The organism is Sphaerimonospora sp. CA-214678 (assembly GCF_050942215.1).
Classification (GTDB): Bacteria; Actinomycetota; Actinomycetes; order Streptosporangiales; family Streptosporangiaceae; genus Sphaerimonospora.
Window position 1 is genome coordinate 5,948,016 of the sequence record NZ_CP192056.1, and the last position, 22,686, is coordinate 5,970,701.

Consider the following 22,686-nt stretch of genomic DNA (forward strand, 5'->3'; position numbering starts at 1 on the left):
GATGTGGGTGGTCTCCATTGTTGAGGGCACCCGGTCCGAACGAAATCGACGGCGCAGGCAGGCTGCCGGATTTCGCTTTCCTGCTACAGGGATTGCCGTCCTCGACATTCGGTAAACACTGAATCAAGGAAGTTTACCTGATTCCCAATAAAGAAAGCCGCGGACATCTGATCGCACAAAATGCACAACTCGCCCAATTGAGGGCGTCGCAATAAAGTGATCTCCGTGAAATCGGAGAGAGAGCCGCCGGATTCATCCGTAATCATTTCCCGGGGACTCCCCCTGCCGGAACTCCACCCGCGCCTCCGGCGCCAGCCCCAGGTCCCGGCCGGTGACCATCGGATCCGCATGGACCAGCACGTTGTAGTGATTGGGGAAGTGGCAGCCGTCGAACCCGAGCAGCACGCCGATCCGGCGGCCCCCGATCCAGACCTCGTCGCCCCGGTCGAGCACCCCCGCACCGTCGATCTCGACGAAGCCGACGAACCCGACACGATCGATCACCGCGCCGGCATCGGTCTCGGTGTGGTCGGTGAGGACCAGCTCGTGCACCTCGCCGGCCCGCACACACCGGCTCGCGTACGGCTCCAGCCGCATCCCGCGGTCCATCCGGCGGTGGACCAGGACCTTCACCAGGGTCGCCGCCACCTCGCGCTTGGGCCCGTCCTCGCAGGGGTTCACGCCGTCTCCTTCCCGGAGTCCGCCGCCAGCCGGTACACGTCCGCCACGAGCCGCAGGGCGGGCAGCCCGCCGTCTCCGCCGCCGGCTCCGTCCCGCACCCGTCGCTCGAACGCGCGCAGCACGCCCACGTACTCATGCCACAGAGATCCCTTGAACTCGGGATGGCCGGCCAGCATGTCGGCGTGCAGCGTCCGGCCGTCGGCCAGCCGGACGTCGATGTCCTTGCGTTCCCCCCGATAGGACCAGTCGAGCAGCACCCGGACCCGCGTCGCCCCCGCGCGCAGTTCGATGTCGGCCCACCGGTCGACGCCGGTGGCATCCCGGGCGATCCGGGCGGACACCGCCTCGGCCGGTCCCACCAGCCGATCGACCAGGTCGAACGCGTTGGGCCCGTTGTCGGCCACGCATCCCCCGCCGCATCGCCGGGGGTCCAGGTACCAGCTGTCCGCACCCGCGTGCTCCTCGATGCGCTCCAGATAGCGCACCGTCAGCTCCTCGATCCGCGCCCCGGCCGATTCGGCCGCAAGCCGCGCGACCTCGTCGTTGTACCTGCGGTGGAAGGCCGTGAACAGCGGAACGCCCGCGTCCGCCGCGAGCCGTACCAGCCGCTCGCCCTGGGCGGCGTCCAGGGCGAGCGGCTTCTCCACGCACACGGCCACCCCACGCTCCAGCGCGTCAGCGCAGACCCCTGCGTGCGCGTCGTTGGGCACGGTGACGACCACCGCGTCCGGGCGCGCCTCCTCCAGCAACCGCACATGGTCGCGGTAGCCGGGCACCCGAGCGGCCCGGAGGGCCGGCGCCGCCGGATCCCGGTCGCACACAGCGCACAGCCGCAGCGTCGCCGAGTCGCGCAGCGCCGCCGAATAGAACCGGGAGATCACGCCGAGGCCGATGACCCCGACACGCAGTGGAGCCGTCAAGTGTCCTCCAGTACGCCGGGTACGGTCAGGCCCGCCCGGGCCGCGACCCCGGTCAGCTCCGCGTACACCGCCGCGTCGAGCGGGACACCCGTACGCAGCCGCTCCTGGGCACGCCGATGCTCGTACCAGCCGGGGTAGCGCACCGGCCGGGCGGGGTCGGCGGGCGGGCAGGCGAGCAACGCGCCGAACAGGGTGCTCGCGTCGGCCTCGGCCCCCTCGCGCAGCGCACCCGGCGCGACGGCCATCACGAAGAAGCCGATGTCGTCGTCGCGCCCGCTCGGGCCGCCGTCTCCGCCGAGCGCGTCGGGGTGTGCGCCGAGCCCAGCGCCCGGCACCAGCGCGGCCAGCACCTCGACCGCGATGCCCAACCCGAACCCCTTGTGCTGCGCCGCCTCGCCGCCCAGCCACATCAGATGCGCCCGCCCGGAGTCGAACGCTGCGGGATCGGTCACGGGGGCGCCCCCATCGTCGCGGAGCAGCCCCTCCGGTACGGACCGACCGGCCCGGGCGGCCTGGCGGATGCGGCCGGTCGGCGCGGCGGTGGTGCTCATGTCGAGCACGAACGGTGGGTGCTCTCCGGCCGGGGCGGCGACGCTGAGCGGGTTGGTGCCCAGCATCGCGAGCGCCCCACCCGGTGGTCTCGCGATCCGCTGCCCGCCGCAGTTGCTCGCGACCAGCCCGATCATCCCCCGCTCCACCGCGCGCAGCGCGTGATGCCCGGCGCAGCCCAGGTGGGTGGCGCCGCGTACGGCCGCCACGCCGACGCCGTACCGCATGGCGCGTTCCGCGGCCACGTCCATCGCGGCCCCGGCGACCCACAGGCCGAGCGCCCGCTCCGCTGCGATGAGCACGGCCGCGCCGCGGTCGGCGACCGTACGGGGCCGCGCCCGGGGGTCGATCCGCCCCTCGTCGATCAGCGGCAGGTAGATCCGGGTCAGATTGACCAGGCCATGCGAGTCCATGCCGGTGAGATCGCCATAGCACAGCGCCCGCGCGGCCTCGTACGCCTGCTCGGCCGCCATCCCCCGACCAGCGAACACCGCTGAGGCGAAACCGAGCAGGTCGGCATAGCGCACCCGGACGATTTCCGACGCCGCCGTGGCCGGCCCGGGACGCGGTGCCGTGGCCGCCGCCCGGTACGAATCCGCCGGCCTCACGGCCGTCCGTTCCTGTCGCCGGCGAAGGCCGCCAGCAGCCTGGCCACCGCGCCGGCGAACTCGGCGAGCTCGCTCTCCCGGACGAACTCCCCCGCGGCGTGGGCGTTGTTGGCGGCGAGATCACCCGGGCCGAGCACCACGGTGCAGGCATCGGCGATCCCCGACATCCAGATGGCGTCGCAGGTGAAGCCTGGTTCGTGGCACGGCCACGGCTCGATCCCGGCCACATCGCGCAGCAGCCGGTGCCCCCAGCCGTCACGGTCGTCCAGGACCGGCAGTCCGCGTTTGAGCCACTCCAGCCGGGTGACGGCGCGCGCATCGGCCGCGGTCCTCGCGAACAGCGCCGTGCCGCCGAAGGCCTCGCAGAACGCGTCGAGCCCGTCGTCCAAGGCGGCCCGCAGGTCCCCCTCCAGCCGCCGTCCGGCGTGGGCCGAGGCATAGGCCAGGTTGAGCAGCAGCGAGCCGCGGCCGTAGACCTTGTTGTGCCGCGTGCCGGTGTGCAGCCCGGCCACGCATACCCCGCCCTCCGCCGCCGGCCGGTCGAGCGCCCGGGCGAGATGCTGGGCGAGGAAGCCCAGCAGGACGCTCGCGTTGTGTCCGGCGGCGGCATGATCGTCTACGGCGTCGGCGCCGTCGACCACCACGCGCGCGGTCATCGCCGCCGTGCTCCGCGGCAGGAAGCGCAGCCCGGTGGGCTCGCAGAAGACGTTCAGCCGCCCGATGTATCCCCGCTCCACGAGCGGCCTCGTGCCGAAGACCCCCATGGCGCCGCCCTCCTCCCCGGCCACGGCCTGGATCAGCACGCCGATGTCCCGGCCGATGGCCGGGCACAGCTCCCGCGCCGCGCGCACCCCGGCGAGCAGCGCCACCGCGGGCCCCTTGGCGTCGACGGCACCGCGTCCGTAGAAGCGATCGCCGTCGAACCGGACCGGCTGGCGACCGGCGACGGTGTCCAGGTGCACGTTGAACATCACGGTGCGGGCGGCGGGCAGTTCCGGCCCGAGCCGCAGCACCAGGCTGGGCTGGTCATCGAGGAAACCCGGGAGATCGCGTGCCGCCCGCACCGGCGCGGGGACGTCGGGGCGGTCCAGTTCGGCGGCCTCGGGTGGCGCGTTCCGTACGACCCGGAAGCCGATCGCGGCGGCGGCCCGCGCGTAGCCGGCCTGCGCCTCCCGCAGCCGGGGCGCAGGCGCACCGGCACCGGTCTCCAGCGGACCCGCGGTGGGCAGTCGCAGCAGCCACAGCAGCAGATCGCGGTCTTCGGGCGCGAGCGGGGAAGCCGGCACGACCGATCGCGTCGGTGTGGTCAACGGGTCCTCCCCGCGCCTTCGGCGGGAGCGACCAGGCCCACCAGCCGTTCCAGCTCCCGTCCGTACGCCACGAAGGCGGCGCGGTCTCCGCGGCCGGGGTCGCCCGCGCCCGAGAGGTGTGGACGCAGGTGCAGGTGGGGCTCGATGGAGAGCGCGCCGGTGTAGCCGTCGGTCAGCAGCATGCGCAGGCACTCCGCGACGTGCGCGGCCCCCGTGCCGGGCGGCACGAAGCCGACCTCGCCGTCGGAGGCGATCACCGCGTCCTTGACGTGCACATGCGCCACGTGACCGACGACGGCGGCGAGCATCTCCGGCGGCGAGTATCCGTATGCGACACCGTTGCCGATGTCGAACAGCAGCCGGAACGCCGGGCTGTCGATCGCGGCCACCAGGTCCAGCATGCGTTCTGCTCGATCGCCCGCCCAGCCCGCGCAGTTCTCGAGCGTCAGCAGCAGCCCGGCGTCCTCGGCGCGGTGGGTCAGCTCCCGCAGCCGGCTCAGGGCGCGGCGTCCCCATTCCGCCTCCGGCAGTCCGCCCGAGGGGTAGGACATGACGCGCACCAGGCGGGTGCCCAGAACGGGGCAACGCCGGGCGAGCACCTCCAGCTCGGCCAGGTCGAGCGCGAAATCCCCGGTCACCGGCCGGGACCAGTCACCGATCTTGGAGGCCACGCCGACCACGGCGACACCGGCCGTACGGATGCGATCCGCCGACAGGGCGAAGGCCTCCTCGTCCAGCCGTGCGATGGGGACGCCGGCGATCGTACGCAGCTCGATGCGGTTCCAGCCCAGCTCACGCACGGCGTCGAGCTGCCCGGGCAGATCCGGTGCGGCCTCGTCGCCGATCCCGGCCAGCACGATCCCGGAGGGCACGATCCCGCCCGGCACGATCCCGGACGGTGCCCACCCGCCCGCCACGGGCACGGGCACGGGAGCGGAGGCGGAGGCGGAGGCGGAGGCGGCCGGGGCCGGGCCGGGCTCAGCGGACGCCGTGGACACGCCGCTCCTCCTCGTGCCAGGTCTTCTCATGCTGGGCCTTCTCATGCTGGGTCTTCTCGTACTGGGTCTTCTCGTACTGGGTCTTCTCGTACTGGGTCTTCTCGTACTGGGTCTTCTCGTACTGGGTCTTCTCGTGTCGGGTTTTCTCATGCTGGGCCTCTCCGTGTCGGGCGGCGTCCCGTTCATCGGCGGCGCACAGATCCTTGGCCTCGGTGAGCAGCCGTACGGCCTCGACCTGCACGGGCAGCGCCCCCCGCGTGGCGGAGAGACGGGCGTATCGGGAGTAGGTGCCGCGGATGAAGGCGGAAAGGGCGTCGTCGTCGAAGACGGTCCAGACCGTGTCACGGCCCTCGGTCACCACCCGGAGCTGCGCGGTGTGGTCCGTGTCGCTGCACGGATAGTGGCCGGTGAGAGTCGCCCGCTCGAATTCCAGGGTGATGCGGCGCTCACGCACGGGCGAGGTCAGATCCGAGTCGATCTCGGTGCGCACGCCGGAGTGGTGCTCCAGCCGGAGCCCGGCACGGCCCAGTCGGGGCAGCCGGAGCCGGCCGGTCGCCATGTCCGCCCAGGAGGCGCCGGTGATCCGGGCGCCGCCCGCGAGGGTGAGCACCACGGCCAGCGCGTGCGGCACCTCCACGTCGAAGGCGGTGGGGTGGTCGGGAACCATGGCGCTACGGGTGAAGCGAGGCTTGTTCTGTACGAAGCGGATGCCGCGCAGCCTGCCGAACTCCTCCGTGTCCACGGCCTCGCGCAGCCGACGGGTCAGGTCGCTGTGGAGCCAGTGGGTGGCGACGGTGATCTCCAGTCCCCGGCTGCGCCGCAACCGGGCGATCGCCGCCAACCCCACCAGGTCCAATGCCAGCGGCTTCTCCACGATGATCTTTCGATAGCCGAGTCCGGCCAGCCGCTCCAGCACACCCAGGCGGATCTGCGGCGGCGTGCAGATGTGCACCACGGTGCGGTGCGGGGGAGTCAGTGTCGCCGCCTCTTCAATGGTGTCGGCCGTGACGACGCCGGTCATTCCGGAAGGCGGCCGGAAGGGATCGTGGGCGACGACCGGTCCGGGAGCGAACAGGCCGGGGCTCAGCGCGCGCGTTCTCAGGAGCGCCGGAAGATGCAGCCCTCCCCCGGCCCTGCCCATTCCGAGGATGAAACTGTGTAACACGCATCAACTCCGTTCTGCTCCGCCTGTCGCGTGTGTCTCATCGACATGCGCTTCGTCGGCTGAATCCGGGACTCGGCGTCGGACGGCCGGGCAGGCCTCCATCGAAATGGTCAATCGACGCCGCGTGATCGATCCGGAGCGTCGTGGATCGGTCCAATCGTCGGATCCGATTTCGCCCCCTCGAATATTCGGCGCCCGGTGGAAAATCGCGTGTCGAATGAATTACCGGCCATCGAAATGAAACCAATCGCCGTCTCCGGTCAGGCGATCGGGAACCGTTCGCGGTTATCTCGTCGACGGTCGAGCCGGATGGCGGCGGGCCCGATGACCCTCTGGGCCCATCCGCGCCGATCAGGCGACGGAGAAACTGAACTGCCCGCTGGGCGGGGCGTGCCAGCCGTGGTTCGGGTCGACCGGGACGCCGGGGCCGAGGCAGAACGGCGTGGCGTGGATGAACACCCTGGATCCGGTGAGGTTGATCAGCACGTGAGCGGTCGGCGGAAGCCGCCGGCAACCACCCTCGGGCAGGTCCTGATATCTGCTGAGCTGCTCGACCTCGGTGCTGAACACGATGACCTCGCCCTTGACCTCATCACTCGGCCCCGCCCCCGCGAGGAACGCCGTGACCGACACCACGGCCGACACCACGGCCGGCCCGAGAACCGTGCTGAACAACTTCACTCCCCTCACCTGACCACCTCAGGGCATGTCGTGGAGCTCTCGCCGTCCTCCTCCACCCCATGGCACACCCTTGACACGGCCATCATCAGGTAATGGAGAGTGATATGTCAATCACTCTCCGTGATCGAATTGCTCCGCACGTGGCGGAGACCTCGCCGCGTCGGGGGCCGGGCCGCCGGTACGGCCACAGGTCTCGCGGGACCTGCGGCCGTACCGGCGGCACCGCACCGTTCCCGTGCGCGGAGGGCCGCCGTCCGAGGTCAGTACTGGTTCGTCCTGGCGTCCTGGGCGAGCGCCTCGTCGATCTCCTCCACGGACATCTCCTTGATGTCCATATGGTCCTTGGCGATCCGTCCGAGCGTGGGCAGGGTCCTGCGGTCGGGCCAGGTCTCGGGCCGCCACAGCGCCGAACGCAGGAACGCCTTCGCGCAGTGCATGTAGAGCTCCTCGACGTCGACGAGGACCGCCAGCCGCGGTCGCCTGCCCTTGACCTCCAGGTCGTCGAAGAACGGCGCGTCCGACACGAGCGTGGCGCGCCCGTTGACGCGCAGCGTCTCGTTCATCCCCGGCACGATGAACAGCATCCCGACGCGGGGGTTGTGCAGTATGTTGCGGAGGCTGTCCAGCCGATGGTTGCCGGGCCGGTCGGCGAGGACCAGGCGGTGGTCGTCGAGGACCAGAACCGAGCCGGCGGGGTCGCCCCGGGGGGAGACGTCGCAGGTGCCGTCCGGGTTCGAGGTGGCCAGCAGCACGAACGGCGAGTGCGCGATGATCAGGCGCGCGTGCTCGTCGATCCGTGCGATGTCCTTGTCCCAGATGGCCTGCGACGGCTCTTTCACGATCTCCCGGAGCTCGGCCTCGGTCGTCACCGTACGGACCTCAGAAAAGTTCACCTTTCAATCATAAGGTAAGCCTAACCAAAGGTCCCGGTCGAGGCGCTGAAGTGCGGAAACGGGCGCCGGTCTCGCACGCCGGGCCACCGCGACAGGCGGCCACACGCGGTCGCAGCGCGGCCACCAGAACGATGATCACCCGGTCCCCGTACGCCGATCCGGATAAGAGATGTCGCAAATCCGAGATTGCGGCAAGACGGTCATCTCTCCTAGAGTGCCTGGCAAGGTAAGGCTTACCTAACTAGGTGATGCCGGCAGGGGACCGTCCGTCGCGGCCCTTCAAAGGGCACCTGAGCAGGGGTCTTACCGCAATACGGTGCGCAGCAGCTCCACGGACCCCTATCGCGAGCCAGGACGTGCGAGGGCCGCCACCAGCGGAATTCTGAGACCGGAGTACGGATTGAAGCGTCGACTTAGCCTCCGCATCCTCGCTGTGGCGGCCGTCCTGACGGGCATCGTGAGCTGCGGCGGCCCGGCAGAGACCGAGCAGAAGAGCACGAGCGCCGGTTCGAGCGCCTTCCCCATGACGATCCGGCACGCGCTGGGAACGACCACCATCCCGGCGAAGCCCGAGCGGGTGGCCACGGTCAACTGGGCCAACCACGAAGCGCCGCTGGCCCTCGGCGTCGTCCCGGTCGGCATGGCCGCCGCGAACTTCGGCGACGACGACGGCGACGGGCTTCTGCCCTGGGTGGACAAGCGCCTGAAGGAGCTCAACGCCCACAAGCCCGTCCTGTTCGACGAGACCGACGGCATCGACTTCGAGGCCGTCGCCGACACCAAGCCCGACGTGATCCTGGCCGCCTATTCGGGCCTGACCAAGCAGGACTACGACACGCTGAGCGAGATCGCTCCCGTGGTGGCCTACCCCGACGCCCCGTGGGCGACCCCGTGGCGCGAGATCATCCGGATGAACAGCAAGGCCATCGGGCTCGCCGAAGAGGGCGAGAAGCTCATCGCCGGCATCGAGGGCGACATCGCGAAGGTCGTCGCGAAGTACCCGCAGCTCACGGGCAAGTCGGCGATGTTCATGACGCATGTCGACCCCAACGACGTGAGCGAGGTCGGCTTCTACACGACGCACGACACCCGCACGCTGTTCTTCGAGGACCTCGGGTTGAAGATCGCGGACAGCGTCGCCAAGGCGTCCGAGGGCACGGACAAGTTCGCCCTGACGCGGAGCGCGGAGCAGATCGACCTGTTCGACGACGTCGACATCATCACCGGATACGGCGACGAGAAGGGTGAGCTGATCGAGACGCTCAGGAAGGACCCGCTGCTGTCGAAGATCCCCGCGGTCAAGCGCGGCTCGGTGTACCTCCTGCCCGGGAGCACGCCACTGGGCACCGCCGCGAACCCGACGCCCCTGTCCATCTCCTGGGTGCTGGAGGACTACGTCGCAGCGCTCGCCGAGGCAGCGGACAAGGTCAAGTGACGTCGGTCGTCGACGTCGACCACGCGCAGGACGCCGCCCTCGTGCGGCGTCCTGCGCGTGTGCCCGTCCTGTGGCTGCTCGTCGCGATCCTGGTCATGGCCGCGCTCATGGTGGCCTCCGTCGCCCTCGGCTCGCGTGACGTCTCCTGGGGCGACGTGTGGGCCGCGCTCGGCGGCGCGGACGACTCCCTCGAACAGGCGGCGGTGACCAAGCGGATACCGCGCACCCTGCTCGCCGTGATGATCGGCGCCGCGCTCGGCCTCGCGGGCGCCGTCATGCAGGGGGTGACCCGCAACCCGCTGGCCGACCCGGGAATCCTGGGCGTCAACATGGGCGCGTCGCTCTTCGTCGTCACCGCCGTCGCGTTCTTCGGGCTCACGTCGCCGACCGGCTACGTCTGGGTGGCGTTGGCGGGGGCCGCCGCCTCGGCCGTGTTCGTGTACACCGTCGGCTCCCTCGGACGGGGCGGAGCCACCCCGCTCAAACTCGCCCTCGCCGGCGCCGCCACCTCGGCGGCCTTCGCCTCCCTCGTCAGCGCCGTCGTCCTGCCCCGCAACGACATCGCGGGAAGCTTCCGGCTCTGGCAGATAGGCGGTGTCGGCGGCGCGTCGTACGAACGCATCGGGCACGTCCTGCCGTTCCTCGCCATCGGCTTCGTCATCTGCCTCCTGTCCGCCCGTGCGCTGAACTCGCTCGCGCTCGGGGACGAGCTCGCGGCCGGGCTCGGCGAGCGTGTCGCCGTCGTCCGGGCCACGGCGGCCCTCGGCGCGATCGTGCTGTGCGGCGCGTCCACGGCGGTCGCCGGGCCGATCGGCTTCGTCGGGCTCGTCGTCCCGCACGCGTGCCGTCTGCTCGTCGGCGTGGACCACCGCTGGCTGCTGCCGTTCTCCACCCTGGTCGGCGCGGTGCTGCTCACCGCCGCCGACGTCGTCGGCCGCATGGTGACACGTCCCTCGGACGTCGAGGTGGGCATCGTGACCGCGTTGATCGGCGCCCCGTTCTTCATCCACATCGTCCGCCGGCAGAAGGTGCGTGACCTTTGAGCGAGCGCAGCGAGCGAACCGTGAGAAACGGCGCCGGGCTCGGTGACCCGGCGGAGCGGCGGCCGTGAGCGCTCCCGCCGTCATCCGGCCGCCCATGCTTCAGGCCGTCGCCAGCGGACGCCGCCGGCGCTCCGCCCGCCGCCGCCTCGTCATCCTGACGCTGGCGGTGCTCGTCGTCGCCGTGTTCGCGGTCACCCTGATGGCCGGGCAGACGTTCTATCCTCCCCGCGACGTGATCCGCGTCGTCCTCGGCGAGCAGGTCCCGGGGGCGTCCTTCACGGTCGGGCGGCTCCGGCTGCCCCGGGCCGTACTCGCCGTGATCGCGGGATTCAGCTTCGGCATGGCCGGTGTCACCTTCCAGACGATGCTCCGCAACCCGCTGGCCAGCCCGGACATCATCGGCATCAGTTCGGGGGCGAGCGCCGCCGCTGCCATCGCGATCGTGTCGTTCTCCCTCGGCGGGACCCAGGTGTCGATCATCGCCATCGTCGCCGCCCTCATCGTCGCCCTGGTGGTGTACGGCCTGGCGTTCCGGGACGGCGTCGCCGGCACGCGGCTGATCCTGATCGGCATCGGGATCTCCGCGATCCTCGACAGCATCACCTCCTATGTCCTGTCCCGTGCCCCGGAATGGGACCTGCAGGGGGCCATGCGCTGGTTGACCGGCAGCCTCAACGGCACGACCTGGGAACAGGTCCTGCCGGCCCTCGCCGCGCTCGTCGTCCTCTCCCCCGTCCTGCTGTCCCAGGCGCGGGATCTGTCGGCGCTGCAGCTCGGCGACGACACCGCCTCCGCCCTCGGGGTCCGGGTCGAACGCACCCGCATCACGGTGATCGTCGCAGCCGTCGGCCTGATCGCCTTCGCCACGGCGGCAGCCGGGCCGATCGCGTTCGTGGCGTTCCTGTCCGGCCCCATCGCGGCCCGGATCATCGGGGTGAGCGGCTCCCTGCTGGTACCAGCCGGCCTCGTCGGCACGCTCCTGGTCCTCGTCGCCGACTTCGCCGGCCAATTCGCGTTCGGCACCCGCTATCCGGTCGGCGTCGTCACCGGCGTCCTCGGGGCGCCCTACCTCGTCTATCTGATCGTCCGCAGCCATCGGGCCGGAGGTTCGCTGTGACCACATCCCACTCCCTTGCGACCGAGCACCTGACGCTCGGCTACGGCGACCGCGTCGTCGTAACGGCCCTCGACCTGGTCGTACCACCCGGCGAGATCACGGTCATCGTCGGCGCCAACGCCTGCGGGAAGTCGACGCTGCTGCGTTCGCTGTCCCGGCTGCTCGCACCCCGCGGGGGACGAGTCGTCCTGGACGGCAGGGAGGTGCACCGCATGCCGGCCAAGGAGCTGGCGCGCACACTCGGGCTGCTGCCTCAGTCGCCGGTCGCGCCCGAGGGCATCACCGTGCTCGATCTCGTCGGCCGCGGGCGCCACCCGCACCAGGGGATCTTCACCCGCTGGAACGACAGGGACGACGCCGCGGTGGCGGCGGCCCTGGAGGCCACACGCACGGCGGACCTCGCCGACCGCCCCGTCGACGAACTGTCCGGAGGCCAGCGCCAACGGGTCTGGATCGCCATGGCGCTGGCCCAGCAGACCGATCTGCTGCTCCTCGACGAGCCCACCACCTTCCTCGACGCCAGCCACCAGATCGAGGTCCTCGACCTGCTGACCGACCTGAACCACACCCGTGGCACCACCATCGTGATGGTGCTGCACGACCTCAACCTCGCGGCCCGCTACGCCGACCATCTCATCGCGCTCGCCGATGGCGGGCTGCACGCCTGCGGCACGCCGGCCGAGGTCCTCACCGAGGACAGCGTCCGTACCGTCTTCGGCCTCGACAGCCGCATCATCGAAGACCCCGTGTCCGGCCGCCCGCTGATGCTCCCCATCGGCCGCCACCACACCCGGCCACGACCGGCCCCGTCGCCGAACCGGGTCCAGGACACGTCTTCCGCCGCCGGGCGGGACGACCGCGTCACCGCTTCACGGGGCTCCTGAGGTCGCGGCAGGCGACGGCAGCGGCCCGGCCGACACCGAAGCGGACGAGCGTGGTCCGTGTCGTGAACCCTGGTGACATCCCCTCGATGGGCGCGGACGCCTCCGGTCATTTCGGCATGATGGGGCAATGAACTGGATAGCACCGCGGATCGACCGCATCGAGGTGCCGCCGGTCGGGGATGAACGCGCCCTCCTGGAGGCCTGGCTCGATCATCACCGGCAGACCCTGCTGCTGAAATGCGCCGGGCTCACCGCCGACCGGCTCAAGCTACGCGCCGTCGAGCCGTCGAGCATGAGCCTGCTCGGGCTCGTACGCCACATGGCCGAGGTGGAGCGTTCGTGGTTCCGCCGCAGGTTCACCGGCGAGCCGGTCGGATTCCTCTACCGGGATCCGGAGACCAATCCCGACGGCGACTTCGACGACGTCGACACGGCGGACGCCGAGGCGGACTTCGCCACCTTCGCCCGGGAGATCGAGCTGGCCCGGGCGGCGACGGCCGGACATTCCCTGGAGGAGACGTTCCATCACTCGCGCCGGAACACCGACATGAGCCTCCGCTGGGTCTACCTGCACATGATCGAGGAGTACGCCCGCCACAACGGCCACGCCGATCTGCTCCGCGAACGCATCGACGGCGTCACCGGAGCGTGAGGCGACATGGACACCGAGACGCACCTGCCTGAGATATACCTGCCTGAGACGTACCGGCCCGAGCCGTCTCGGCCGGAGGTGCGGACGCCGGAACCCGAGCTGGACTACTACGTGATCACCGGCGAGGCCGCGGCTCTCGCGGCTTCGCCGGCGGGGATCGTGGTCGAGGAGTTCGTACTCGCCGACGACGGTACGGCCACCGGCCTGAACAGTGCGGTCTGGACCCGGACGGACGGCGCAGCGGACGGCGCGTGGTGGAGCTCGGCCGAGTTCACCCGCGCGATGCGGGCGGATCCGGAGCTGCGCGGCCGGGTCGTCGCGGTCTCCCGGCAGGACGCGGAGGCTGCCCACCGACGGCTCGGCGCGGGCGAACTGCCCGGCGAGGCCACGCTGAGGACCCGCTTCCACGACACTCTGCCGTTCGACGGGTCGGCGCCGCTGCGGCTCGGCTCTCCGGACGTGCCCGAGGGCTTCCACGACCGGCGGGTCTACCGGATCTTGTTCGCCGGTGACCTGAGTGAGACCGGCCTGGCGAACCTGTCGGCCGGTTGGCGGATGCGCGCCCCCGGCGACGCCCGGGGCCGCGTCGTCGGCACTGCGCACGTGACCGTGGCCGGCGATCTGTTCTCCTGGGATCTCCGCCGGGTCGGCGGCGACATGGCCTGGTCCGTCGACCTGACGGCCTGCCTGGCCGGGCCGTCCGCCCGGACGGACGGCGTGATCCGGCGGCTCCTGCGGGAGCTGACGACGGCGATGCGCCGTGAGGGCCCGATCCCGGTGACGATCGAGCGCTTCTCCTGACCCCGGCGCATCCATCGTTGCCGGAATCGCGACGGGGAACGCATCCGCGCCGGTGAGAGCGTTATTTGTTAAGAGTCTTGACAAATGAGACCGTTGGTCCCGACCATGGGAGCGCGGATCCGTACTCGTCCAGCGGCTCGCCGGTGAACAGAACCACCGGCGGTGCCGCCGGTGCGCCATCACCCCCCACGATCGGCGCCGATGGCTCCGTTCACTCCTGGTTCAGGAGACCTCATGCGAAAGCGCACATCCCGCCTGCTGACGACAGCGGCATCGCTGCTGCTGGCGGCCACGGGCATCGTCCTCACACAGACGCCGGCGAACGCGGCCAACCTGCTCGCGAATCCCGGCTTCGAGACCGGAAACCTCTCGCCCTGGTCCTGCACCGGCGGACTGGGATCGGTCGTCGACTCCCCGGTCCGCTCGGGCACGAAGGCACTCGCCGGTGCGGCCGGTTACTCTGACAACGCACAGTGCACGCAGACCGTGTCGGTGAAGCCGAACACGGCCTACACGCTGAGCGCCTGGGTCCGCGGAAACTACGTCTATCTCGGCGTGAACGGCGGCGCCTCCACCTGGACCTCGTCGACCTCGGCCTACACGCAGCTCACCGTGCCGTTCACCACGGGCGCCAACCAGACCACCGCCGTGATCTACCTGCACGGATGGTACGGCCAGGGCACCTACTACGTCGACGACGTCAGCTTCGACGGCCCCGGCGGCTCGCCCTCGCCCTCGCCGTCTCCGTCCCCATCCCCGTCCCCATCCCCGTCCCCGTCCCCATCCCCGTCCCCGTCCCCATCTCCGTCCCCGTCGCGGTCTCCCTCGCCCTCGCCCTCGCCGTCTCCCGGGGATGCGACCTGCCCGGTGAAGGGCAGGCCCGGCGGCAAGGTCCTCCAGGGCTACTGGGAGAACTGGGACGGCGCGTCCAACGGCGTACATCCGCCGTTCGGCTGGACTCCGATCACCGACTCCCGCATCCGGCAGCACGGCTACAACGTGATCAACGCGGCGTTCCCGGTCATCCGCTCCGACGGCACCGTCCTGTGGGAGGACGGCATGGACAGCACCGTCAAGGTCGCCACTCCCGCCGAGATGTGCCAGGCCAAGGCCGCCGGCGCGACGATCCTGATGTCCATCGGCGGAGCGACGGCCGGCATCGACCTCAGCTCAAGCACGGTCGCCGACCGTTTCGTCGAGACCATCGTGCCGATCCTGAAGAAGTACAACTTCGACGGCATCGACATCGACATCGAGACCGGCCTCAGCGGCAGCGGCCACATCGACCAACTGTCCCCCTCCCAGGCCAACCTCATCCGGATCATCGACGGCGTGCTCGCCCGGATGCCGTCGAACTTCGGCCTGACCATGGCCCCAGAGACGGCGTACGTCACCGGCGGCAGCGTCGTCTACGGCTCAATCTGGGGCGCGTACCTGCCGATCATCAAGAAGTACGCCGACAACGGCCGCCTGTGGTGGCTGAACATGCAGTACTACAACGGAAGCATGTACGGCTGCTCGGGAGACTCCTACTCCGCCGGCACGGTTCAAGGTTTCGTCGCCCAGACCACCTGTCTGGACAAGGGCCTGGTCATCCAGGGCACCACGATCAGAGTCCCCTATGACAAGCAGGTCCCCGGTCTGCCCGCACAGCCCGGAGCGGGCGGCGGTCACATGTCGCCCTCGCTGGTGAGCCAGAGCTGGAACAGCTTCAACGGCCGGCTCAAGGGCCTGATGACCTGGTCCATCAACTGGGACGGGTCGAAGGGCTGGACCTTCGGCGACAACGTCAAGGCCCTTCAGGGCCGCTGACCCGCACCCAGCCGCCCGCGAAGGCCGCTCCCCCTGATCGGGGGCGGCCTTCGCCCGTCTCAGTCGGCCGCGGCGGCGAGGCGGGCGGCCCGGGTGGTGAGATAGTCCCGTTCCGGGATGCTCAGCGTGCGGCTCGCCGCCGTGCGATAGTCGTCGACGGCCGCCCGGTGCTCGCCCGCCATCTCCAGCAGGTGCGCCCGGGCCACGTGGAAGCGGTGGTTGCCCGCCAGGCGGCCCTCGGCCTCGAGCGCCTCGAGCATTTCGAGGCCGGTCTCGGGGCCGTGCGCCATCGCGGCGGCCACGGCACGGTTGAGCGAGACCACGGGGTTGTCGGACATCCGCTCCAGCAGGCCGTACAACGCCAAAATCTGCGGCCAGTCGGTCTCCTCCGCCGTCGCGGCCTCGTCGTGCAGCGCGGCGATCGCGGCCTGGAGTTGATAGGGACCGACCGCGCCCCTGGCCAGGGTGCGGGTGACGAGCTCCACTCCCTCGGCGATCGCGGCACCGTCCCATCTGCTCCGGTCCTGCTCGGCCAGCGGGATCGGGACGCCGTTCTGATCGGCCCTTGCGGGGCGGCGGGCATCGGTCAGCAGCATCAACGCGAGCAGGCCGGCCACCTCGCAGTCGTCGGGAAGCAGGCGGTGCGCCATCCTGGTCAGCCTGATCGCCTCCCGGGACAGCTCGACCCGGTGCAGCTCGGGTCCGTCACTGCTGGCGTAACCCTCATTGAAGATCAGGTACAGCACGTGCAGCACCGAGCCGAGCCTGCCGCGCCGTTCCTCCGCCTCCGGCATCAGGAACGGGACACCGGACGCCTTGATGCGCTGCTTGGCCCGGCTGATCCGCTGCGCCATCGTCGCCTCCGGCACCAGGAACGCCTTGGCGATCTCCGCGGTGGTGAGACCGCCTACCGACCGCAGAGTGAGCGCGATCGCCGATGCCGGGGTCAGTGCGGGATGGCAGCACAGGAACAGCATGGTCAGCGTGTCGTCCCGGTCCGTCTCGTACGACTCGTCGGCCGGTGGCGTCGTCGCCTCGCGCTCGATGGGCTCCTGCGCGGCGACGAGATCCTCGCGGCGGCGCCGCGCCTGCTCGCTGCGGATCTGCTCGACCATCCGGCGGTGGGCGACCTGGATGAGCCAGCCTCGCGGATTGCCGGGCACGCCCTCCTCCGGCCACTGGGCTGCGGCGTCCAGCAGCGCCTCCTGCACCGCGTCCTCCGCCAGATCGAAGTCGTAGAACCGCCGGGTGAGCACGCCGACGACCTGCGGCGCCAGTTCGCGCAGCAGGTCGTCGAGGGCAGGGCCGTCCGGGGTCACAGCTCCTCTGGCGGGGCCGACATCACCTGACGCACCTCGATCGGCATGTTCAGCGGCTCGCCGCCCGGACCGGGCGCGGCGGAGACGTACGCCGCCAGATCGATCGCACGCTCCTCGGCCTCGACGTCGACGATCCAGAAACCGATCAGGAACTCCTTGGTCTCGGGGAACGGACCATCGGTGACGACAGAGGATCCGCCCGCGCCGGCCCGGACGATCCTGGCCTGGTCCGGCATAGCCAGCCCCTGCGCGTCGACGAGCTCCCCGGATTCGACCAGCTTCCTTTCCACGTCGCGCATGAACTCGATGTGGGCCCTGACGTCCTCCGGCGGCCAGGTCCCGATGGGCGGCAGGCCGGTCTGGTCGCTGAACTGCATCAGCAGCATGTACTTCATCAGATCGTCTCCCTGTCTCCGCGCGGCCTCTCCGCGACTTTCACCCATGGGTCGAAGCACGCGGCCCGGTTCTCGACATCATCCCGGGAATCGACACGAGAATTTCCGGGACGGGATCGGGACCGGGAGTAGGGAGCGGGATCGGCTCCGGGGTGGCCGATGGGGCGGCCGGCCGTACGGGAGCACGAAGTCCTCCCGAAGAGCGCCTCAGGCGGGAACGGCGTACTTCTGGAGGATTTTCTCCAGTTGCCGGACGACCGGGCCCCAGGTGCGGGGCAGCGTGTAGCGGCCGGCGCTGTGCCCCCGATAGGTGAGCGTGTACTTGATGAAGTCGGCGCCCTGCGGCTGCTTCTCCGAGCAGCCCACGCGCAGACGCTTCAGCCCGCCGCGCAGTTCGCGCATCTCCCCGCGTGTCAGGCACCGCTTCACGGCGGGCGTCTGACGACGGCTGAACCGGGCGCATCCGTTCGTGTAGACGGTCACGCGGTCGTCGAGGCCGGCGAAGCCGCCCGTCTCGCGGAGCCGCACGAGCACCTTCTCGTGCCCGTTCGACTGTGCGCTCACCTGGTGGTTCGCCGGTCGGCTCACCTGGGCATCGGCGGCGACCGGCGGCGCCGTACCACCGCTCACGGCCAGGACGAGTGCCGCCGACGGCACGATTCGCGAAATCCTCATGCCCTATGAAACGGATCCGGACGGTGAACGGCTCACCGCGACGACGTCAATGGCTGCGCTTGAGCATCGCGTCGGCGAGGGCGTCGGCGGCCTCCCCCAGCCGGCGGCCCACCGCGTCGAGCCGGGACAGCAGCTCACGCCTGCGCAGCGTGTCCATCTCCAGCGGACCGGCGAACAACTCGGTGAGTTTGGCCTGGTAGAGCTGGCGGACCCGGCTGCAGGCCTTGCGCGTGGCCAGAACGGCGACGGTGACCGAGCCGGGATCGTCGAGCATCTTCAGCACCGCGTTCTCGAGCTCGTCGAGTCCGTCGATCACGGCCTCCAGCGGCTCGACCGCGAAGCCGAGGTCCTCCGGCCCGAACAGATCGGTCTCGCGCACGTAGTCGCGCAGGTGGTCGAGCACGTCGTCGATGGATCGGGAGAGCCGGAAGAGATCCTCGCGGTCGACGGGGGTGGCGAGCATACGGCGCAGGGCACGTACGAGCTCGGCCCGCGCCGCGTCGCCTTCGTGCTCCACCTCGGCCATCCGGGCACGAGCCGCCGACCGGTCGATCGCGCCGGACGCGGTCGATCGCGCCAGCACCGCCCCCGCCCGCGCGACGGTCACCTGGCCGCGGACCAGACCGACCACCCGCCATCCCGACCGGCCGCGCAGCTCGTCCCAGGCCCGCATCAGCCCCCGGAATCGGCGGTTTGTCCCGCCGCCCCTCCTGACGCCCGGCGCACCGCCCACGCGGCCTCCCCTGCCGCCGCTCACAGCAGCCTCACCGCGAGGCCCGCCAGGCAGCCCAGCGCCATCGACGACGGCAGCGTGACCAGCCATGCCGTACCGACGTTCAGCACCCCCTGCCACCTCACTCTCTTGACTCCTTCACTCGCCGCGGCGCCGACGACGCCCGCCGTGATCGACTGCGTCATGCTCACCGGACTCCCCAGGGCCGAGCTGCCCAGGACCGCGCAGGTCGCCGCGGTCTCGGCCGAAACGATGTGCAGCGGCCGGGTGATCACCAGACCGCGTCCCAGCCGCTCCCCGACACGGGTGAGGCTGGTCAGCGACCCGACGAGGAAGAGCACGGCGAGCACGGCCATCCAGCCGGGCGGGACCTCGACCCGGCCCACCGCGCCGAGCCCGCCCGCCCGGCCGGCCACATCGAGCGCCACGCTCACCACCGCGATCATCTTCTGTCCGTCGTTCGCCGCGTACGCGACGCACTGGGCCGTGTACGCCGCCAGATGGGCGGCGGACATCAGCCGGGACATCCGGCGATGGGACGGCACCCGCCGCGACAGCGCCCCGAGCAGGTAGCCCAGGAGCAAACCGGCCAGCGGCGCGCAGAGCCCGATCGTCAGCACCGCACCCAGCCGCCGCCACGACACCGGCAGTCCGGCGCCGAGGCCCGCACCGGCGATGCCGCCGATGACCGCGAGCGTCAGGCTGGTCGGCAGCCCCCTGCGGGTCAGGACGGCGATCACCACGACCGCGATCACCACTCCGGCCAGGAACGTCGCCGTGCCGCCGGGGGTGTCGAGCTCCGCCAGCCCCTCGGTGAAGGTCCGCGCGACCGCGACCCCCAGCACGTACGGCACGGTCAGGAGCGCGACCAGCAGGATCGCGGTGATCAGCCAGCCCGGCGAGCGGGGAAACCGCAGCCCGAGCCCGATCAGTGTGGCGCCGTCGTTGGCCCCGCTGATCAGTACGAAGAGGATCGCCATCATGGCGAACGCCGCCGCCCACCCCATCAGACGGGAGTCGGGAGGAGAACAACGCGAAACGGACCTGTTCGACCGGGGTCAGACGACCGACCCGGCAACAGACCCAGCAGGCGCACAGGCATGAAGGCTCCTCGTCCGGAGGCCTCCAGTTCTAAGTGTTCGGTAGGGAAAGAGTCAAGAATTTGTCCTGACATTCGGACGAACTATCATCATCAAGATCAAAACGGTCGAGACCGCACTCCTGCCAGAGTGACCGTCAGGGAGTGGGGGACCTGGGGGAGAAGCGGGAAGGGCGGCTCTTCCACACCGACCTCAAGGGGCCGGTCCAGGACCCGCACAACGGGCAGGGGATGTCGCAATTCCGCCGTGTCGTGATCCGGGCGGCTCAGTCGGTGGGCAGCAGCGTGCCGAGGGGCCCGAGGTCGAGGTTCAGGTCGCTGGGCGACAGCCCGAAGCGGTCGCACAGCTCGGTCATCGCCTCCTCCAGGCGCATCAGCGTCAGGCCCAGCGTCTCGACCTGCTCGTCGGACAGATCACCCTGGTCCATCCGCCTGATGCACTGGCGCTCGACGAGCTGGCGGATCAGCTCCACCAGCGTGAGCACGAGGCGGCTCAGGTCGCGCTCGACCGCCTCCGGGTCGGTGTTGAGCCGCCACTGGGTCGCGGGCCGCCCGCCGTCACACCGGTCATGGCTCCGGTCGTCATCGATACGGCTCATGCTCTCGCTCCTCATACCCCGGTCCCGTACCGATGACATCGGCCTCCCGTACGGACGCGATGAGCGCGCGCAGGGAGATCCGGACGAGATCGATGTCCGCGATGGACAGCACCAGATCCCCGGCGACCACGACGCCCCCCGCCAGCAGCCGGTCGAGGAGGTCGACGAGCGCCACACGTTCGGCCGGCAGGCGTCCCTCGGCCGCCAGTGCCGCGCCCCTGCCGCTCTCGACGGTCATGGCGACGCCTCCGCCGGCGCCTCCGGGTTGATCTCCGGGTTGATCTCCCGCTGTGTCTCCGCCGGCAGCTCGGTGAAGGAGTAGGGCGCCCAGGGGCCGGTGATCTCCACGTCGATCCCCTCTTCGCGGAACGACGCGGGCACGGCGGCGAACTCCTCCTCCCGGCCCTCGTCCACCAGGTAGGCGCCGTTCAGCACCATCCAGTCGGTCCTGCCGGACAGCCGCGGGTCCTGGGGACGGTGCCGGCGTGCCGCCACCGCCACGGTCTCCAGGGCGGCGTGCAGCCGCTCGGCGCGTTCCGCCGCCGCCCGCCACAGGTCCTGCCGGCTGCGCAGCGACGCCTTGCGCCGCCGGAGATAGGCGGTGCCCGGGCTGTCCGCCGTCGCACCCGCCGATCCCGCGGAGGATCCACCGGTCGGCCCGCCGCCGGGTTCCGGCGCCGCCGCATCCGGCTTCGCGTACGCCTTGACGCCCCATTCCCGCCGTCCCGCGACCCGTGCGAGCACGGCGGCGAAGTCGTCGTGCCGGCGGTCGAGCATGCCGCGGACCTGCTCCTCGCCGCTGTAGACGGTGACCAGCCGCACCGGCGCGGTCGGTACGGCCTCCGCGAGGGTCTCCACCACATGGTGATGGGCCCGGGCCACCCCCTCGACCCAGTCCAGGTCCTCCAGGTGACGGCGCAGCGGCTCCTCCCCGAACCGGTCCAGCGGCACCCGGCTGACGTGGGCGAGCAGTCCCCGGTGCCCGATCACCTGGACGGGCGCGCCGAGGACGCCCGTCAGGCCTTCCCGCCGACCGTCCTCTCCCAGGTCACCGGTGACCGCGTACAGGTACACGCCCTGGCCGATGTGATCGTCCCGCTCACTCACCGTGCCGCTCCGTCCCGCGTCCCCGACGTTCACCCGTGATCTCCGGTCCCGCACCTTCCCGGGCCGCCTCCTCCAGGGCCCTTTCTTCCGGGGCCGTGTCTTCTGGAGCCGTACGTCTCGGCAGGGAGGCGTGCTGCTCGGCGGCGGCGAGACGATCGCGCAGCCGCCGGTTCTCCTCCAGCAGCTCACGGTTCTTCCCGGTGAGCCAGGGATCGTGCTCCCACCAGTCGATGCCGAGCTCACGTGCCGTGTCCACCGACGCGATCACCAGCCGCAGCTTGATCGTCAGTAGCTCGATGTCCAGCAGGTTCACCCGGATGTCCCCGGCGATCACGATGCCCCGGTCGAGCACCCGTTCCAGGATGTCGCCCAGGTTGGCCGACTCCCTGGCGGCGGGGGCCGCCGGCACGTACGAATCCCGCAGGACCGGGCGAGCACGCGGATCGGTCATCGCGGCAGGCCCTCGACGCAGTCTCCGGTGCCCCGCCGATAGCGCCGTACCCGCCGGTAGGCCAGCAGGTTCCCCTCGTCGTCCATCTCCGCCTCATAGACGGCGAGGATGTCGCCGGACGACGGGATCCGATGGTCCTCGACCACCTCCACACCGACCACCCAGCCGTTCTCGAGCGGCTCCACCAGCGTGACGCCCTCCGGGACCTTCGCGGTCAGGTCGGCGATGTAGCGCGCACCGGCCCGTCCCGCCGTCGCCGCGTTGAGTGCGCGCTGCCGGGCGCGGGACTGTTCGACCCGCTCGTCGCCCTCCCCCGCTTCGGACACGGCGGTGCGCCCGTACGGCCCGGCCCGGTATTCGTAGCGCGATCGTCGGCTGGGAGGCATCGCAGCATCACCCTCTCCGCGGGCCGGTCATCAGGCGGAGCACCTCTTCCACGGCCTGCGCCTCCTCCTCTTCGGAGATCTCTCCCACGCGCCTGGCCTCCTCGATCGCCTCCAGGCGCCGCCGGACCGCCGCCGGGTCGCGCAGTTCGCGCTCGGCCTGTTCCTGGATCAGCTCGCCGAGCCGGATCACCGCGTGGACGGGGGCGAGCGGCCAGCCGAACAGCAGGCTGAACAGTCCCACCTGTCCTCCTCCTTCACACGCTCGGGTCGTCTTCCACACCGCATCCCGTGCCGTGTCATCCGAGTCATCCGAGCTTTCTCATCTGTGCTTTCTCACCTCTTGGGGCTTTCTCATCCGTGCTTTCTCATCCGT

26 protein-coding genes are annotated in these 22,686 nt (G+C 70.8%); 7 read left to right on the top strand and 19 right to left on the bottom strand.

The window, feature by feature from the left end; all coding sequences use genetic code 11:
* Positions 1–252: 252 nt before the first annotated feature.
* The 8 genes from ACQP1K_RS26485 to ACQP1K_RS26520 all read right to left on the bottom strand — a co-directional run bounded on the left by ACQP1K_RS26485 (position 253) and on the right by ACQP1K_RS26520 (position 7,805).
* Positions 253–681, bottom strand: a complete 429-nt coding sequence (locus ACQP1K_RS26485) for a DUF6917 domain-containing protein (protein WP_433498396.1) — start codon at positions 679–681, stop codon at positions 253–255.
* On the bottom strand, positions 678–1,601 hold the full coding sequence (locus tag ACQP1K_RS26490) for a Gfo/Idh/MocA family protein (protein WP_433498397.1): 924 nt from the start codon (positions 1,599–1,601) through the stop codon (positions 678–680). The genes ACQP1K_RS26485 and ACQP1K_RS26490 overlap by 4 nt, the downstream gene beginning before the upstream one ends.
* Positions 1,598–2,758 (bottom strand): Ldh family oxidoreductase, encoded by a 1,161-nt coding sequence (locus ACQP1K_RS26495; RefSeq protein WP_433498398.1) that lies wholly within the window; start codon positions 2,756–2,758, stop codon positions 1,598–1,600. Before ACQP1K_RS26495 ends, ACQP1K_RS26490 begins: the two co-directional genes overlap by 4 nt.
* Positions 2,755–4,068: a M20/M25/M40 family metallo-hydrolase gene (locus ACQP1K_RS26500; protein WP_433498399.1), complete on the bottom strand. Its 1,314-nt coding sequence runs from the start codon at positions 4,066–4,068 to the stop codon at positions 2,755–2,757. Before ACQP1K_RS26500 ends, ACQP1K_RS26495 begins: the two co-directional genes overlap by 4 nt.
* Complete coding sequence (locus ACQP1K_RS26505; RefSeq protein ID WP_433498400.1) at positions 4,065–5,066, bottom strand: sugar phosphate isomerase/epimerase family protein; 1,002 nt, start codon at positions 5,064–5,066, stop codon at positions 4,065–4,067. Before ACQP1K_RS26505 ends, ACQP1K_RS26500 begins: the two co-directional genes overlap by 4 nt.
* On the bottom strand, positions 5,047–6,231 hold the full coding sequence (locus ACQP1K_RS26510) for an oxidoreductase (RefSeq protein WP_433498401.1): 1,185 nt from the start codon (positions 6,229–6,231) through the stop codon (positions 5,047–5,049). Before ACQP1K_RS26510 ends, ACQP1K_RS26505 begins: the two co-directional genes overlap by 20 nt.
* Positions 6,232–6,582: 351 nt before the next feature.
* Positions 6,583–6,912: a hypothetical protein gene (locus ACQP1K_RS26515; RefSeq protein WP_433498402.1), complete on the bottom strand. Its 330-nt coding sequence runs from the start codon at positions 6,910–6,912 to the stop codon at positions 6,583–6,585.
* A 260-nt stretch (positions 6,913–7,172) separates the two neighbouring features.
* Entirely contained in the window at positions 7,173–7,805 is a 633-nt protein-coding gene (locus tag ACQP1K_RS26520) for a pyridoxamine 5'-phosphate oxidase family protein (RefSeq protein ID WP_433498403.1), read from the bottom strand.
* A 433-nt stretch (positions 7,806–8,238) separates the two neighbouring features.
* Here ACQP1K_RS26520 and ACQP1K_RS26525 point away from each other — a divergent pair, with 433 nt between their 5' ends.
* The 7 genes from ACQP1K_RS26525 (at position 8,239) to ACQP1K_RS26555 (ending at position 15,549) form a co-directional block, all read left to right on the top strand.
* Positions 8,239–9,240: an iron-siderophore ABC transporter substrate-binding protein gene (locus ACQP1K_RS26525; RefSeq protein WP_433498404.1), complete on the top strand. Its 1,002-nt coding sequence runs from the start codon at positions 8,239–8,241 to the stop codon at positions 9,238–9,240.
* Positions 9,237–10,283 carry a FecCD family ABC transporter permease gene (locus ACQP1K_RS26530; RefSeq protein WP_433498405.1) on the top strand — a complete coding sequence of 349 codons (1,047 nt, stop codon included), beginning with the start codon at positions 9,237–9,239 and terminating at the stop codon, positions 10,281–10,283. The genes ACQP1K_RS26525 and ACQP1K_RS26530 overlap by 4 nt, the downstream gene beginning before the upstream one ends.
* Before the next feature lie 94 nt (positions 10,284–10,377).
* Positions 10,378–11,400, top strand: coding sequence for a FecCD family ABC transporter permease (locus ACQP1K_RS26535; protein WP_433501653.1), 1,023 nt, complete (start codon positions 10,378–10,380; stop codon positions 11,398–11,400).
* A complete protein-coding gene (locus ACQP1K_RS26540; protein ID WP_433498406.1) occupies positions 11,397–12,284 on the top strand; it encodes an ABC transporter ATP-binding protein in 888 nt (295 codons plus the stop codon). The genes ACQP1K_RS26535 and ACQP1K_RS26540 overlap by 4 nt, the downstream gene beginning before the upstream one ends.
* 127 nt (positions 12,285–12,411) lie before the next feature.
* Complete coding sequence (locus tag ACQP1K_RS26545; protein ID WP_433498407.1) at positions 12,412–12,936, top strand: DinB family protein; 525 nt, start codon at positions 12,412–12,414, stop codon at positions 12,934–12,936.
* Between the two features lie 6 nt (positions 12,937–12,942).
* The gene (locus ACQP1K_RS26550; protein WP_433498408.1) at positions 12,943–13,737 is read left to right on the top strand and encodes a hypothetical protein; all 795 of its coding nucleotides are present in this window, start codon (positions 12,943–12,945) and stop codon (positions 13,735–13,737) included.
* A 234-nt stretch (positions 13,738–13,971) separates the two neighbouring features.
* Positions 13,972–15,549 carry a glycosyl hydrolase family 18 protein gene (locus tag ACQP1K_RS26555; RefSeq protein WP_433498409.1) on the top strand — a complete coding sequence of 526 codons (1,578 nt, stop codon included), beginning with the start codon at positions 13,972–13,974 and terminating at the stop codon, positions 15,547–15,549.
* Positions 15,550–15,608: 59 nt separating this feature from the next.
* Here the strand turns inward: ACQP1K_RS26555 and ACQP1K_RS26560 are convergent, their stop codons facing one another.
* The 11 genes from ACQP1K_RS26560 to ACQP1K_RS26610 all read right to left on the bottom strand — a co-directional run bounded on the left by ACQP1K_RS26560 (position 15,609) and on the right by ACQP1K_RS26610 (position 22,554).
* Positions 15,609–16,868 (bottom strand): RNA polymerase sigma factor, encoded by a 1,260-nt coding sequence (locus ACQP1K_RS26560; protein WP_433498410.1) that lies wholly within the window; start codon positions 16,866–16,868, stop codon positions 15,609–15,611.
* Positions 16,865–17,263: a YciI family protein gene (locus tag ACQP1K_RS26565; RefSeq protein WP_433498411.1), complete on the bottom strand. Its 399-nt coding sequence runs from the start codon at positions 17,261–17,263 to the stop codon at positions 16,865–16,867. The genes ACQP1K_RS26560 and ACQP1K_RS26565 overlap by 4 nt, the downstream gene beginning before the upstream one ends.
* 207 nt (positions 17,264–17,470) lie before the next feature.
* Positions 17,471–17,938: a hypothetical protein gene (locus ACQP1K_RS26570; protein ID WP_433498412.1), complete on the bottom strand. Its 468-nt coding sequence runs from the start codon at positions 17,936–17,938 to the stop codon at positions 17,471–17,473.
* A gap of 46 nt (positions 17,939–17,984) precedes the next feature.
* Positions 17,985–18,671, bottom strand: a complete 687-nt coding sequence (locus ACQP1K_RS26575) for a DUF47 domain-containing protein (RefSeq protein WP_433498413.1) — start codon at positions 18,669–18,671, stop codon at positions 17,985–17,987.
* A gap of 20 nt (positions 18,672–18,691) precedes the next feature.
* Positions 18,692–19,654 (bottom strand): anion permease, encoded by a 963-nt coding sequence (locus ACQP1K_RS26580; RefSeq protein WP_433498414.1) that lies wholly within the window; start codon positions 19,652–19,654, stop codon positions 18,692–18,694.
* Between the two features lie 382 nt (positions 19,655–20,036).
* Entirely contained in the window at positions 20,037–20,369 is a 333-nt protein-coding gene (locus ACQP1K_RS26585) for a gas vesicle protein K (protein ID WP_433498415.1), read from the bottom strand.
* A complete protein-coding gene (locus ACQP1K_RS26590) occupies positions 20,353–20,607 on the bottom strand; it encodes a gas vesicle protein (RefSeq protein WP_433498416.1) in 255 nt (84 codons plus the stop codon). Before ACQP1K_RS26590 ends, ACQP1K_RS26585 begins: the two co-directional genes overlap by 17 nt.
* On the bottom strand, positions 20,604–21,476 hold the full coding sequence (locus ACQP1K_RS26595; RefSeq protein ID WP_433498417.1) for a GvpL/GvpF family gas vesicle protein: 873 nt from the start codon (positions 21,474–21,476) through the stop codon (positions 20,604–20,606). Before ACQP1K_RS26595 ends, ACQP1K_RS26590 begins: the two co-directional genes overlap by 4 nt.
* Positions 21,469–21,927: a gas vesicle protein gene (locus tag ACQP1K_RS26600; protein ID WP_433498418.1), complete on the bottom strand. Its 459-nt coding sequence runs from the start codon at positions 21,925–21,927 to the stop codon at positions 21,469–21,471. The genes ACQP1K_RS26595 and ACQP1K_RS26600 overlap by 8 nt, the downstream gene beginning before the upstream one ends.
* A complete protein-coding gene (gene gvpO, locus ACQP1K_RS26605) occupies positions 21,924–22,313 on the bottom strand; it encodes a gas vesicle protein GvpO (RefSeq protein ID WP_433498419.1) in 390 nt (129 codons plus the stop codon). The genes ACQP1K_RS26600 and gvpO overlap by 4 nt, the downstream gene beginning before the upstream one ends.
* 7 nt (positions 22,314–22,320) lie before the next feature.
* Positions 22,321–22,554, bottom strand: coding sequence for a gas vesicle protein GvpG (locus ACQP1K_RS26610; RefSeq protein ID WP_433498420.1), 234 nt, complete (start codon positions 22,552–22,554; stop codon positions 22,321–22,323).
* Positions 22,555–22,686: the final 132 nt, after the last annotated feature.